A 466-nucleotide genomic window follows, 5' to 3' on the forward strand; every position below is an offset into this window, starting at 1 on the left:
ACAAGCGCGTCCGCTTCTGGGTTTCCAACGAGTACGCCATCCAGATGAACGTATATGCGGGCGGAGAATGGCGGGTTTTAGGAATCGGGCAGCCGGGGCGGGTGTCCGTGCGCGACATAAAATGGGTACAGAACGCGGCGGGCGCCTATCAACTGGTATCAGCGGAAGTTGAGTAAGTTTTTTCTCGACCAGCACGGCTGCGCGAAAAATCAGGTTGACGGCGAGACGATGCTCGTCTATCTGGAGAACGCCGGACACGCCGAAACGCGCGACCCCTCTGAAGCGGACGTCATAATCATAAACACTTGCGGTTTCATCGAGGCGGCAAAAAAGGAGTCGCTCGCCGCGCTCATGCAGGCACGGAAAGCGTATCCCGACGCGAAAATCCTGTTCGCGGGCTGCCTTGCCCAGCGGTACGCAAGGGTGTTCGACTCGGAGCTTGCCGAAGTGGACGGCATTCTCGGCA

Annotated in this window: 1 pseudogene; it reads left to right on the forward strand. The window is 58.6% G+C overall.

What is annotated here, in order from left to right:
- Positions 1 to 168: 168 nt before the first annotated feature.
- Positions 169 to 466: pseudogene (locus AWU74_RS08215) on the forward strand (30S ribosomal protein S12 methylthiotransferase RimO); the annotation flags it as partial.

Source organism: Treponema endosymbiont of Eucomonympha sp. (assembly GCF_001028545.1).